The organism is Sinorhizobium psoraleae (assembly GCF_013283645.1).
GTDB classification, from domain to species: domain Bacteria; phylum Pseudomonadota; class Alphaproteobacteria; order Rhizobiales; family Rhizobiaceae; genus Sinorhizobium; species Sinorhizobium psoraleae.
In genome coordinates, this window is record NZ_JABEKV010000002.1 from 1,407,316 (window position 1) to 1,419,936 (window position 12,621).

General features: G+C 62.0%; 12 protein-coding genes. 7 read left to right on the forward strand and 5 right to left on the reverse strand.

The genetic code is table 11. The features are described from left to right. The first annotated feature begins 128 nt into the window (after positions 1–128). Together dnaK and dnaJ are read left to right on the forward strand one after the other, a co-directional pair. Positions 129–2,051 (forward strand): molecular chaperone DnaK, encoded by a 1,923-nt coding sequence (gene dnaK / locus ILFOPFJJ_RS15405; RefSeq protein ID WP_173511375.1) that lies wholly within the window; start codon positions 129–131, stop codon positions 2,049–2,051. A 267-nt stretch (positions 2,052–2,318) separates the two neighbouring features. After that, a complete protein-coding gene (gene dnaJ / locus ILFOPFJJ_RS15410; RefSeq protein WP_173511376.1) occupies positions 2,319–3,461 on the forward strand; it encodes a molecular chaperone DnaJ in 1,143 nt (380 codons plus the stop codon). A gap of 154 nt (positions 3,462–3,615) precedes the next feature. Here the strand turns inward: dnaJ and ILFOPFJJ_RS15415 are convergent, their stop codons facing one another. Continuing rightward, positions 3,616–4,620 carry an inorganic phosphate transporter gene (locus ILFOPFJJ_RS15415; protein ID WP_173511377.1) on the reverse strand — a complete coding sequence of 335 codons (1,005 nt, stop codon included), beginning with the start codon at positions 4,618–4,620 and terminating at the stop codon, positions 3,616–3,618. Continuing rightward, positions 4,620–5,264, reverse strand: coding sequence for a DUF47 domain-containing protein (locus ILFOPFJJ_RS15420; protein WP_173511378.1), 645 nt, complete (start codon positions 5,262–5,264; stop codon positions 4,620–4,622). The genes ILFOPFJJ_RS15415 and ILFOPFJJ_RS15420 overlap by 1 nt, the downstream gene beginning before the upstream one ends. Before the next feature lie 309 nt (positions 5,265–5,573). Between ILFOPFJJ_RS15420 and recF the strand changes: the two genes are divergently transcribed. The 3 genes from recF (at position 5,574) to ILFOPFJJ_RS15435 (ending at position 8,043) form a co-directional block, all read left to right on the forward strand. Then, on the forward strand, positions 5,574–6,698 hold the full coding sequence (gene recF, locus ILFOPFJJ_RS15425; RefSeq protein ID WP_173511379.1) for a DNA replication/repair protein RecF: 1,125 nt from the start codon (positions 5,574–5,576) through the stop codon (positions 6,696–6,698). A gap of 104 nt (positions 6,699–6,802) precedes the next feature. Then, positions 6,803–7,567: a molybdopterin-synthase adenylyltransferase MoeB gene (locus ILFOPFJJ_RS15430; protein ID WP_173511380.1), complete on the forward strand. Its 765-nt coding sequence runs from the start codon at positions 6,803–6,805 to the stop codon at positions 7,565–7,567. Between the two features lie 8 nt (positions 7,568–7,575). Beyond that, positions 7,576–8,043: a GNAT family N-acetyltransferase gene (locus ILFOPFJJ_RS15435; protein ID WP_173511381.1), complete on the forward strand. Its 468-nt coding sequence runs from the start codon at positions 7,576–7,578 to the stop codon at positions 8,041–8,043. Between the two features lie 160 nt (positions 8,044–8,203). On the opposite strand, the gene ILFOPFJJ_RS15440 is transcribed toward ILFOPFJJ_RS15435, so the two are convergent. Continuing rightward, positions 8,204–9,208 carry a 2-hydroxyacid dehydrogenase gene (locus ILFOPFJJ_RS15440; protein ID WP_173511382.1) on the reverse strand — a complete coding sequence of 335 codons (1,005 nt, stop codon included), beginning with the start codon at positions 9,206–9,208 and terminating at the stop codon, positions 8,204–8,206. A gap of 226 nt (positions 9,209–9,434) precedes the next feature. On the opposite strand from ILFOPFJJ_RS15440, the gene ILFOPFJJ_RS15445 reads away from it, so the two are divergent. Further along, complete coding sequence (locus tag ILFOPFJJ_RS15445; protein ID WP_246299657.1) at positions 9,435–9,944, forward strand: SH3 domain-containing protein; 510 nt, start codon at positions 9,435–9,437, stop codon at positions 9,942–9,944. A gap of 77 nt (positions 9,945–10,021) precedes the next feature. Here the strand turns inward: ILFOPFJJ_RS15445 and ILFOPFJJ_RS15450 are convergent, their stop codons facing one another. Together ILFOPFJJ_RS15450 and nth are read right to left on the reverse strand one after the other, a co-directional pair. Then, positions 10,022–11,014, reverse strand: a complete 993-nt coding sequence (locus ILFOPFJJ_RS15450) for an adenosine kinase (protein ID WP_173511384.1) — start codon at positions 11,012–11,014, stop codon at positions 10,022–10,024. Between the two features lie 187 nt (positions 11,015–11,201). Next, positions 11,202–11,978 (reverse strand): endonuclease III, encoded by a 777-nt coding sequence (gene nth / locus ILFOPFJJ_RS15455; RefSeq protein ID WP_173511385.1) that lies wholly within the window; start codon positions 11,976–11,978, stop codon positions 11,202–11,204. 22 nt (positions 11,979–12,000) lie between these two features. Here nth and ILFOPFJJ_RS15460 point away from each other — a divergent pair, with 22 nt between their 5' ends. Further along, positions 12,001–12,498 (forward strand): DUF2244 domain-containing protein, encoded by a 498-nt coding sequence (locus tag ILFOPFJJ_RS15460; RefSeq protein ID WP_173511386.1) that lies wholly within the window; start codon positions 12,001–12,003, stop codon positions 12,496–12,498. The last annotated feature ends 123 nt before the right edge of the window (positions 12,499–12,621 follow it).

The following is a 12,621-nucleotide window of genomic DNA, read 5'->3' on the forward strand; positions in this document are numbered from 1 at the left end:
ACGCCGGTCCTTATATACGCCGCATCGACGCAGCCGCGGCTGCGATGAAATCTAAAGACCATCCCGTTAGGGGCTGTCCCACGAATGCCTGACCGGGTTCCGACAGTCCGCTGCAAGGAGAGAACGACATGGCTAAAGTTATTGGTATTGACCTGGGAACGACCAACTCCTGCGTCGCTGTCATGGACGGCAAGGACGCGAAGGTGATCGAAAACGCCGAGGGCGCGCGCACGACTCCCTCGATGGTGGCATTTACCGACGACGGCGAACGTCTCGTCGGCCAGCCGGCCAAGCGCCAGGCCGTCACCAATCCGGAAAACACTCTTTTTGCAATCAAGCGCCTGATCGGCCGTACCTTCCAGGATCCGACCACCCAGAAGGACAAGGGGATGGTCCCCTACAAGATCACCAAGGCGGACAATGGCGACGCCTGGGTCGAAGCGCACGGCAAAGGCTACTCGCCGTCGCAGATCTCGGCCATGATCCTTCAGAAGATGAAGGAAACCGCCGAATCCTATCTCGGTGAGAAGGTCGAAAAGGCCGTCATTACCGTTCCGGCCTACTTCAACGACGCCCAGCGCCAGGCCACCAAGGACGCCGGCAAGATCGCCGGCCTCGAAGTGCTGCGCATCATCAACGAGCCGACCGCGGCCGCGCTCGCCTATGGTCTCGACAAGAAGGAAGGCAAGACCATCGCCGTCTACGACCTTGGCGGCGGCACCTTCGATATCTCGGTGCTCGAAATCGGCGACGGCGTCTTCGAGGTGAAGTCGACCAACGGCGACACCTTCCTCGGCGGTGAAGACTTCGACATGCGTCTCGTTGAATACCTCGCCGGCGAGTTCAAGAAGGAACAGGGCATCGACCTCAAAAACGACAAGCTTGCGCTGCAGCGCCTCAAGGAAGCTGCCGAAAAGGCAAAGATCGAACTGTCGTCCTCGCAGCAGACCGAAATCAACCTGCCGTTCATCACGGCCGATGCATCCGGTCCGAAGCACCTGACGATGAAGCTGTCGCGCGCCAAGTTCGAAAGCCTTGTCGATGATCTGGTCCAGAAGACGATCGCGCCGTGCAAGGCCGCGCTGAAGGATGCCGGCGTTTCGGCGGCGGAGATCGACGAAGTCGTTCTCGTCGGCGGCATGACTCGCATGCCGAAGGTCCAGGAAACCGTCAAGCAGCTGTTCGGCAAGGAGCCGCACAAGGGCGTCAACCCCGATGAGGTGGTCGCCATGGGTGCTGCCATCCAGGCCGGCGTTCTGCAGGGCGACGTCAAGGACGTTCTGCTCCTCGACGTGACGCCGCTGTCACTCGGCATCGAAACGCTCGGCGGCGTGTTCACCCGCCTGATCGAACGCAACACGACGATCCCGACCAAGAAGTCGCAGACCTTCTCGACGGCTGATGACAACCAGTCCGCCGTGACGATTCGCGTTTCGCAGGGCGAGCGTGAAATGGCCGCCGACAACAAGCTGCTCGGCCAGTTCGACCTCGTCGGCATCCCGCCGGCACCGCGTGGCGTCCCGCAGATCGAAGTCACCTTCGACATCGACGCCAACGGCATCGTGCAGGTATCGGCCAAGGACAAGGGCACCGGCAAGGAGCACCAGATCCGCATCCAGGCGTCCGGTGGTCTCTCCGATGCCGACATCGAGAAGATGGTCAAGGACGCCGAAGCCAATGCCGAGGCCGACAAGAAGCGCCGCGAATCGGTCGAAGCCAGGAACCAGGCGGAGAGCCTGATCCATTCTTCGGAGAAGTCGCTGAAGGAATACGGCGACAAAGTTTCGGAAGCCGACCGCAACGCGATCAGCGACGCGATCGCAGCCTTGAGGGCCGCAACCGAAGTTTCCGAGCCGGACGCCGAGGACATCAAGGCCAAGACCAACACGCTCATGGAAGTTTCCATGAAGCTCGGTCAGGCGATCTACGAAGCACAGCAGGCTGAGGCCGCCCATGCGGATGCCGCAGCCGACGCAGCTCGCGACGACGATGTCGTCGACGCCGACTTCGAAGAGGTCAAGGACGAGGACGGTCGCAAGCGGTCGGCATAACGTCTCTTTCGACCTTTACATCCGATGAGCCCGGGAGCGATCCCGGGCTTTTTTGTTGCCCTCACGACCGCCCGGCCACGGTCGATGGATGCGGACGACCACGCAACGGCACGGATGCGCGCCATTTTTCGACAAAAAACCACGCGTAGCCCGAGTTGGCTATGGTATCACGCTTCAAGGTTTACTAAATCCTGTGGCAAGATAATCAGGCAGCAGCCGCCGGAACCTCGCGCTGGCACGCCTTGTCAACGGGACAATCTTTGAAGCATGAAACGTGATCTTTACGAAACGCTTGGTGTTGCGAGAAACGCGGATGAGAAGGAGCTGAAAAGCGCCTTCCGCAAACTGGCGATGAAATATCATCCGGACAAGAACCCGGGCGACACGGAAGCGGAAAAGACCTTCAAAGACATCAACGAAGCCTATGAAACACTGAAGGACCCGCAGAAGCGCGCGGCCTACGACCGCTACGGTCACGCCGCTTTCGAGCAGGGCGGTATGGGCGCCGGCTTCGGCAATGGTTTCGCGGGCGGCGGCGCCGGCGGCTTCTCCGACATTTTCGAGGACATCTTCGGCGAGATGATGGGCGGCGGCCGCCAGCGGCGCTCCTCCGGCGGGCGTGAGCGCGGAGCGGATCTTCGCTACAACATGGAAATCTCGCTCGAGGAGGCCTATTCCGGCAAGACCGCGCAGATCCGGGTGCCGACATCGATCACCTGCGACGTCTGTAGCGGCAGCGGCGCCAAGCCGGGCACGAGCCCAAAAACCTGTGCGACCTGTCAGGGCTCGGGCCGCGTGCGCGCGGCGCAGGGCTTCTTCTCGATCGAGCGGACCTGCCCGACCTGCGGCGGCCGCGGTCAGACGATCACCGATCCCTGCACCAAGTGCCACGGTCAGGGCCGGGTGATGGAAGAGCGCACGCTTTCCGTCAACATTCCGGCCGGTATCGAGGACGGGACGCGCATCCGCCTTTCGGGCGAGGGTGAAGCGGGCCTCCGCGGCGGTCCCGCGGGCGACCTCTACATTTTCCTCTCCGTCAAGCCGCACGAATTCTACCAGCGCGACGGCGCCGACCTCTATTGCAGCGTGCCGATCTCGATGACGACGGCGGCGCTCGGCGGCAAATTCGACGTGACGACGCTCGATGGTACCAAGTCCCGAGTGACCGTCCCGGAAGGCACGCAGGCCGGCAAGCAGTTCCGTCTCAAAGGCAAGGGCATGCCGGTGCTGCGCTCCACCCAGAGCGGCGACCTTTACATCCAGATCCAGATCGAGACGCCGCAGAAGCTCACCAAGCGTCAGCGCGAACTGCTGCAGGAATTCGAGCAGATCTCGTCCAAGGAGAACAATCCGGAATCGACGGGCTTCTTCGCCCGGATGAAGGATTTCTTCGACACTCTCAGCGACTGATGCCGGTTCGAATGCGGCGGAATATCAAGCACCGCCGTCCAGGACCGAAGACACTTGGGGCGTTTCGCAGTCTCGATGAGACACCGAAACGCCCCAACTCTTTTGAAGCTATGCTATTCCGGATGGGAAACCGTTACACGTTTCCTGAGTTATCTTAGCCGATCAAGTCGACTGCGAAGTAGCTAAGAGCGGCGATCAGGGCAGCCGCCGGCATGGTGATCACCCAGGCGATGACGATGTTGCCGGCCAGCCCCCAGCGCACCGCCGAGACGCGTCGTGCCGATCCGACACCGATGATCGCGCCGGTGATCGTATGCGTGGTCGAGACCGGGATGCCGAGCCAGGTGGCGCCGAACAGCGTGATGGCACCGCCCGTCTCGGCACAGAAGCCCTGCATCGGGTTGAGCTTGGTGATCTTCGATCCCATCGTGTGGACGATCCTCCAGCCGCCGAACAGCGTGCCAAGCGCGATGGCTGCCTGGCAGGTAATGACCACCCAGAAAGGCACGTGGAACTCCGGCCCAAGATAGCCTTGGGAAAAGAGCAGAACAGCGATGATACCCATGGTCTTCTGCGCGTCGTTGCCGCCATGCCCGAGCGAATAGAGCGAGGCGGAGACGAACTGCAGAACTCGGAAGGTGCTGTCGACAGCGAATGGCGTCTGGCGCACGAAGAGCCAGGACACGATCAGGACGAGAAGCAGCGCCAGGAAGAAACCGATGGCAGGCGACATGACGATCGCCCCCGCCGTCTTCAGGAGTCCGTGCCAGACGATCGCGCTGAAGCCGGTCTTGGCGAGCCCCGCGCCGACAAGGCCGCCGATGAGTGCGTGGGACGAACTCGAAGGAATCCCGAAAAGCCAGGTGACGATGTTCCAGACGATTGCGCCCATCAGCGCCGCGAAGATCACCTGCGGCGTGACGATGCCCGGGTCGATAATGCCGGTCCCGAGCGTTTCGGCCACATGCAGCCCGAAGAACAGGAAGGCGATGAAGTTGAAGAAGGCGGCCCAGAAGACCGCATATTGCGGCCTCAAGACGCGGGTCGAGACGATCGTCGCGATCGAGTTGGCCGCGTCATGCAATCCGTTGAGGAAGTCGAAGAACAGAGCGACGGCGATGAGCCCCACGAGCAGCGGGAAGGCGAGCGTCGCATCCATCAGACGTTCTCGATCACGATGCCGCTGATTTCGTTTGCCACGTCCTCGAAGCGATCGACGACTTTCTCCAGTTCGCCATAGATTTCGCTGCCGATGATGTAGGCCATGGGATTGGTGGCGCCGTGACGCTGGAACAGATCCTTGAGCCCCTGGTCGTGCAACTCGTCCGAACGCCCTTCGACACGGGTCACTTCCTCGGCAATCGTGCTGAGGCGGTGAGAATTCACGCCGATCCGATTGAGCAAGGGTATGGCCTCGGCAACGAGATGGGCCGCCTGCACGACTGCGCCACCCATTTCCTGCATGCCGGGATCGAAGCTTTTCTGCTCGTAGAGCCGGATCGTCTTCACCGTCTTGTGCATCATGTCGATCGCATCATCCATCGATTGGATGAGATCCTTGATGTCTCCGCGGTCGAAGGGCGTGATGAAACTGCGGCGCACCGCGAGCAGGACTTCGCGGGTGATCTCGTCAGCCTCGTGCTCGAGCGCGACGATACGATCGCAATGGCGATCTATGTCCGGTCCCCCGGCAAGCAAAGCATTCAGAGCTTCCGCCGCTCCCATGACTGTGCGCGAATGCTGCGCAAAAAGATCGAAGAATCGATCTTCGCGAGGAAGAAGCTTGCGAAATAAGCCGATCATTATCGATGCACCCAACCGTCGATTGTCATGAAACTGTCATATTGTACCCGCGATCCCAAGGAAAGTTCCGAAGCGCAAGAAAACAAAGGCTTCCCCCAGGGGATTCGGGGCCTGGCCAGACCAGATGACGCAGCGCCGCACGGACGACAGAATCGGGTCGAGGAAGCAGAAGAAGCGCGCCGGGGAAGGCCGAACGCCCGCCTCCGCGCGTTGGTTTCGCTCCGATATGACCCAGGCCCGAATATCCTTTCGCCTTGCCTTGGCGCCGCTTTCATCCTACCTGACAGCAACGTCGAATCCGGACCCGAGATGCCCCACAAGGTCTTCCTCACTCGCCTGAAACTGACCGACTTCCGCAATTACGCGACGCTGGCGCTCGACCTCGACGCGCGCCACGTGGTGCTGACAGGCGAGAATGGCGCAGGCAAGACGAACCTCATGGAAGCGGTTTCGTTTCTCTCTCCCGGTCGAGGGCTGCGTCGTGCAGCCTATGCCGAGGTTGCGCGCGTTGGGGCAGCCGACGGCTTCTCGGTCTTTGCGGCGGTTGACGGCATGGAGGGGCCGGTAGAGATTGGCACGGGCACGGCCGGCACCGACGAAGGCCAATCGCGCCGCCTCCGGCTCAACGGGACGCCGGCCAAGACCGTGGATGAATTGACCGACCATCTGCGCGTGCTCTGGCTGACCCCGGCAATGGATGGCCTCTTCACCGGCCCTTCCGCCGATCGCCGGCGGTTTCTCGACCGGCTGGTGCTCTCGCTCGACCCTGAGCACGGGCGGCGCGCCAGCGAGTTCGAGCGCGCGATGCGCAGCCGCAACCGGCTGCTGACCGAATTTCGGCCGGACCCCGCCTGGCTTTCGGCAATCGAGCGCGAAATGGCCGGGCTCGGCGTGTCCATGGCGCTGGCGCGCCTCGAAATGCTGGGCCTGCTGACAGCGCTTGTCGAACGAAGCCAAAGCGATGGCACTTTCCCATCAGCGACGCTGTCGCTCTCGGGCTTTCTTGACGACCTCCAAGGCCTGCCGGCCTACGATCTCGAAGAGCGGTATCTCGCAATGCTGCTGGAGGGCCGCAGCCGCGATGCCGCAGCAGGCCGCACGCTCGATGGTCCGCATCGCAGCGATCTCCTCATCCGTCACCGGGAAAAAAACATGGAGGCTGAGCGGTGCTCGACCGGTGAACAGAAGGCGTTGCTGGTCGGCCTTGTGCTCGCCCATGCCCGGCTTGTCGGCGACATGACCGGCCACGCACCCGTGCTGCTGCTGGACGAAATCGCTGCCCATCTCGACGAGGCGCGGCGCTCGGCGCTCTTCGATCTGGTCGACGGCCTCGGCGGCCAGGCCTTCATGACCGGAACCGACCGGACCATGTTCACGGCGCTCGGTGAACGCGGCCGCTTCCTGACCGTTGCCAACGGGCAGGTTTCGGGGTGAGATTCGTTTTAGAGCGGACGAATTAGCGGTCTCCCTGCAGTTCAACGTCCTGGGACGGATCGCGCAGCAATTCAGAATCGTGCTCTACGGAAAGGGGGCTCCGAATGACGATCGACGCAAAGCTCGACACCGCGGAAATCGCCCGCTACGCGCGCCATATCGTCCTGCCGGAAGTGGGCGGCGCGGGGCAGCAGAAGCTAAAGGCCGCGCGGGTGCTCGTCATCGGTGCAGGCGGCCTCGGCGCGCCGGTGCTCCAATATCTCGCCGCCGCCGGCGTGGGAACACTCGGCGTCATCGACGACGACGTCGTATCGCTGTCCAACCTGCAGCGACAGGTCATTCACGCAACCGCCGACATCGGCCGGCCCAAGGTCGAAAGCGCCATCCTGGCGATCAATGCGCTGAACCCGCACGTGACGGCTACGATGCATCACACACGGCTCGAGGCGGGAAATGCCGAGGAGATCTTCCGCCACTACCATCTCGTCATCGATGGCTCGGATAATTTCGATACGCGTTATCTGGCGGCAGATACGGCCGAAGCGGTACAGGTCCCGCTCGTCACCGGCGCCGTCGGCCGTTTCGACGGGTCCGTCACCGTGCTGAAGCCCTACGAAACCGACAGCGACGGCCATCCCAACCCGTCCTATCGCGACCTTTTTCCCGCCCCTCCCCCACCGGGCGTGGTTCCGTCCTGCGCCGAGGCCGGCGTGCTGGGGGCGCTGACCGGTGTCATCGGCACGCTGCAGGCGATGGAAGCGATCAAGCTCATCACCGGCATCGGCGAGCCGCTCGTCGGCCGGCTGCTGCTCTACGATGCGCTTGCCGCACAGTTCAGCACGATCCGCTACCGTCGCGGTGCCGTTTGAGCAAGGACATGGAGAAGACTCGTATCGACAGTCGCTTCGATCGCTTCGAAGAACTGCTGGCGCTGATCCTTGCATCCTTTGCGTATATGGACGGGCGGATCGATCCGCCTTCCTCCGCGCATCAACTGACGCCAGACGTGCTCCGTCGAAAGGCCGAAGACGAAATTGCCTTTGTTGCCCTCGCCGAGCGCGATCTCGTTGGCTGCGTGTTCTGCAAGCCGGAACCGGATTGCCTCTATATCGGCAAGCTCGCCGTCGCGCCCCGGTCACAACGCAAGGGCGCGGGGCGGCTGCTTCTCGCCGCCGCCGAAGAAGTGGCGCGCGATCTCAAACTTCCCGCCCTGCGGCTGCAGACGCGCATCGAGCTTTCCGAGAACCACGCCACGTTCTCGGCCTGGGGTTTCGTCGAAACCGGCCGTTCGGCCCATCCCGGCTTCACCCGCCCGACATCGATCGAAATGCGGAAACGCCTGTAGCGCTACTGCATGTTTCTTTAAATCGTAGCCGATTTAAAGATAAAAACATGCAGCAATTCAAAGTGCTACAGCGTCCTTTGCGCGTCTGATAAGACGCGCGGCGCTGTAGGACGACGCAAATCCGGACGGAGAACCGCTACACACTTTTCCTGGATCTGCTCTAGTCGCGCCCCGGCAGCACACGGTCCGGCGGGCGGTGGCCGTCGAAGAAGGTGCGGATGTTGATCACCACCTTTTCACCCATGTCGATACGGCCTTCGAGGGTCGCGGAGCTCATATGCGGCAGGAGCACCACCTTGCCTTCTCCGGCGAGCTTGACGAGCTTGGGGCTGACCGACGGCTCGTTTTCGAAAACGTCGAGTCCGGCACCGGCGATCTTGCCTTCCCTGATGCATTTGATCAGCGCAGTCTCATCGATGATGCCGCCGCGCGCGGTGTTGACGATGTAGCTGTCCGGCCGCATCAGCGCCAGCCGGCGCGCCGACAGCAAATGGAACGTCGCGGGCGTCGAGGGGCAGTTCACGGACACGATGTCGACACGCGCAAGCATCTGGTCGAGGCTGTCCCAATAGGTCGCCTCGAGCATTTCCTCGGTTTCGGGCTTGACCCGATGACGGTTGTGATAATGGATCGAAAGTCCGAACGCCTTGGCACGGCGGGCGACGGCGGTTCCGATCCGCCCCATGCCGACGATGCCGATGCGTTTGCCGGCGATACGCCGGCCAAGCATCCATGTCGGCGACCAGCCAGCCCATTCGCCCTTGCGATCGGTCAGGATCTGCGCACCCTCGGCAAGCCGCCGCGGCACCGCGAGGATGAGCGCCATCGTCATGTCCGCCGTATCTTCGGTAAGCACGTTCGGCGTGTTGGTGACGGTAATGCCCCTCCGAGCGGCCGCGTCGACGTCGATATTGTCAACACCATTCGAGAAGGCGGCAATCAACCTCAACTGCGGTCCCGCCTGCTCGATCAGCGCCGCGTCGATCCGGTCCGTCACCGTCGGCACCAGCACATCGACGCGCTTGACCGCGGCAACCAGCTCCGGCTGGGTGCGCGGCGTGTCGTCGACATTCAGCTCTGCGTCGAAGAGTTCGCGCATGCGGGTTTCGACGACATCCGGCAGCTTCCGGGTGATGTAGACCGTTGGCTTCTTCTTGCTTGTCATTGTTATGCGCGGCCCTCGTTCACGGGTCCTTAACCAAGTTGGGTGATAGTTTCTCCCTGTAGTCGCAATTTCTACCAGACCCGGTGGGGAAGACAATTGAAAGTCACTGCCTAACACCGGATTTGCACCCCGAGCCGACGGGCCAGATCGAAGTGCGCCTGCAAGGCTTCGCTGCTATCGAAAAATGAGCTTCGTCATGCGTCATGTCGTTTCCAGGTTCTCGACCATGTTGGTAGCCGCCTGCATCGGGACGGCCGTGATGACCTCCGGCGCCTTTGCCCAGGCAGCGAAAGGTGCGAGCGGCCTGCCGCTGCCGCGGTTCGTCAGCCTGAAGGCGAAGAGCGTCAACTTACGAATCGGACCAAGCCTCGACTACGCGGTGGCCTTCCGCTACCTCAAATCAGGCGTGCCGGTGGAAATTATCCAGGAATATGACAACTGGCGCCGCATCCGCGACGCGGACGGGACGGAAGGCTGGGTGAACCAGGCGCTTCTTTCCGGCGACCGCACTGCACTTGCCGCACCGTGGATGCGCGGCAAGGGCGAGGGCATCTTCGTCAACCTCCGGCGCGATCCTCAAAGCACGGCCTCGATCGTCGCCCGGATGGAACCGGGCGTGGTCCTGCAGATCGGCGAATGCAATGGCGAATGGTGCCACGCCGAGACGCAAGGCGTCGAAGGCTGGATCGCACAAAGCGAGATCTGGGGGGCCTATCCGGGCGAAGCCTTTAAATAGGTCCGCCTGGCTTCATTCAATTCAAAATTTGCCGCCACCGTTGGACGCCCGATGGTCGGCGCGATGCGGAGGCAGCCTCAGACGAGGCCCGCTTCCTTGGCGGCTGTGGCAAGCGATATCATCGGACGCGGACCGATCTGGCCGATCACGATGCCGGCGGCGAGATTGCCGAGCTTGCTGCAGATCTCGAGCGAGCGCCCCGACGTGTAGCCGTGAAGGAACCCGGCCGCATAGAGATCGCCGGCACCGGTCGTGTCGACGACCTGCTCGATGGCGTTCGCCCTGACGCGCACGCGCTCGTCGCCACGAACGACGACAGAGCCCTCTTCGCTGAGCGTCACGGCCGCAAGCTTGCAATCCTTCGCGAGCGCGTTGAGCGCAGCATCGAAGTCCTCGGTCTCGTAGAGCGCCAGCGCTTCCTGCCTGTTGGCAAAGACGATGTCGACGGTGCCGGAGCGCATCAGGTCGAGGAACTCGCCGCGATAGCGATGGACACAGAAACTGTCCGAGAGCGTCATGGCCATTTCACGGCCGTTCGCGTGGGCGATGCGAGCTGCCGCACGGATCGCATCCTTGGCGCGCGGCGGGTCCCACAGATAGCCCTCGAAGTAGGTGACCTTGGATTGCGCGACGACATCCTCCTCGACATCTTCGGGGCCGAGTTCGACGCAGGCGCCGAGATAGGTGTTCATCGACCGCTCGCCGTCTTCCGTCACGAAGATCATCGAACGGGCGGTCGGCGGCAGGCTTTCGAGCGGCTTGGTCTCGAAATAAACGCCTTGCGCCCGGATATCGTGCGTGAATATCTCGCCGAGCTGATCACTGGCGATCTTGCCGAAATAGGCCGCCCGCCCGCCAAGGCTCGCGACACCGGCCGCCGTATTGCCGGCACTGCCACCTGAGGCCTCAACCGCCGGGCCCATCCGCGAATAGAGCAGTTCGGCCCGATCCGCATCGATGAGGTTCATCGCGCCCTTGATGATACCGTTATCCGCGAGAAAGCTGTCATCGCAGCGCGCAATGATATCGACGATCGCGTTGCCGATCGTCAGCACATCGTATTTTGTCATGAACTCCGTCCGGTTTCCTGAAATGACCGGTCTCCGTTAATACCGGTTTTCCGACCATTTGGAAGTGAGAAGGCGAAAAAGACGCGATCACCTCGGCATAGATCCGGTCTGGATCCTCGGCCTCGGAGTTCGGAAGCAGCCGCTGGAATGGGCGTCCTCAGCCGACGGAGCATTAATCGGCGAGGTATCAACCGGCGACCGGCACGACCTGCGGCGGCAGTTCGACCAAAGGGGCCGGGATATCGCTGCTTTTCTCCGGAGACTTGCAGAGGTCGGCAATGACGCAACGCTCGCATTCCGGCCGGCGTGCCTTGCAAACGTATCGGCCGTGCAGGATCAGCCAATGATGGGCGTGGTATAGATAGTTCTCCGGGATGACGCGCAGGAGATGCGCTTCCACTTCATCCGGCGTCCTGCCTGGGGCCAATAGAATACGATTGGCGATCCGGAAGATGTGGGTATCGACCGCAATCGTCGGCTGACCGAAAGCCATCGACAGCACCACGTTGGCGGTCTTGCGCCCGACGCCTGGAAGGGTCATCAGTTCTTCGCGCGTGCGGGGCACTTCGCCGCCGAAATCGGCGATCAGCTTTTCCGAGAGCGCTATGACGTTTTTGGCCTTGTTACGGTATAGCCCGATCGTCTTGATGTAGTCCCGCAGCTTTTCCTCACCGAGCACCAGCATCTTTTGCGGTGTATCGGCGACGGCAAAGAGCGCGCGTGTCGCCTTGTTGACGCCGGCGTCCGTCGCCTGGGCCGAAAGCGCGACCGCCACGACGAGCGTGAACGGATTGACGTGTTCGAGCTCGCCCCTCGGCTCAGGGCGCTGCACCGAGAAGCGGCGGAAGATCTCCTCGACCTCGGCGGCGCTGTAGGCGCTGCGTTGCCGCGCCCCGGCCCGGCCGGCTGTCGCTGCGTTCAATTTTGACGGTTGTTTCGGCGATTTCAGCTTCACGTTTTTCATGCTGCATCTATAGTCATTGGTCATGACCGAAGGCAACGTCGAGACCTCCAACAATGAGCTGCCGATCTTCGCGGCCGAGCTTACGCCGCACCGTTCGCTCGGGCTCAAGGGGTTCACGATCCTCCTGATGATCGCCGGCGCAATGAGCCTCCTGCACATATTCGTGTTCCTGGTCATCGGCGCATGGCCGATCGTCTTCTTTTTCGGCCTCGACTTCGTGCTGCTCATCGGTGCCTTCTGGCTCAACTATCATTCCGCACGCGCCCGGGAGGAAGTCAGCGTCTCGCGTACCGACGTGTCGGTCAGGAAGTTTGCGCCATCGGGGAGAATGACCGAGCATCGCTTCAATCCCTTCTGGACACGGTTCAGCATCAAACGGCACCAGGAGATCGGCATCGTTTCGATGTGGATCATCGGCGGTGGCCGCCAGACCGATATCGGCTCCTTTCTCAACCGCGACGACCGCGAGACCTTCGCACTGGCGTTTGCCCGCGCACTCGCAACCGTCCGCCGGCGGTAACGTTTGAAACGAAGCAATTCCGGGCGGAAAACCGCTGTACACGTTTCCTGGAATTGCTCTGCGCGATGCTCACAAGAATCGGGTGGTTATCTGCCCGCCACATGATTACCTGTAGCCTGACAG